This window comes from Citrobacter sp. Cpo045 (assembly GCF_030332875.1).
In the GTDB taxonomy this organism is placed as follows: domain Bacteria; phylum Pseudomonadota; class Gammaproteobacteria; order Enterobacterales; family Enterobacteriaceae; genus Citrobacter; species Citrobacter portucalensis.
Genome location: NZ_JAOWGZ010000012.1, coordinates 1 through 334, shown reverse-complemented (window position 1 = coordinate 334; position 334 = coordinate 1). Strand labels below are relative to the sequence as shown.

1 protein-coding gene is annotated in these 334 nt (G+C 56.9%); it reads right to left on the bottom strand.

Features of this window, described 5'->3' with window-relative positions; translation table 11 throughout:
* Positions 1–334: IS3 family transposase (locus OGY13_RS00075; RefSeq protein ID WP_286637507.1), on the bottom strand; the 334-nt coding region annotated here is incomplete at both ends.

Here is a 334-nt window from a genome sequence, read left to right as displayed (position 1 = left end):
CGGAGCATCCGGATTGAACTGTCGCTGGAGCCTGTTGGGCGACACGATACTGGCCTCGCCTTTACGTGCCCGCGGGCTCCGGTATCCGACCTGAGCCTTTATCCCGACACGTTTCATCAGTCGCCAGACTCTGTTCACTCCGCACTGTTGCCCGCTGTCCCGCAGATCCAGATGGATTTTGCGATAACCATAGACGCATCCCGATTCCAGCCAGAACTGTTTAATCTGTCCTGTCAGTCTCAGGTCTGCCTGATGGCGTTGTGAATGCGGCTGCTGAAGCCAGGCGTAAAAACCACTGGGATGAACATCCAGCACCCGACAGAGCAGGCGAACA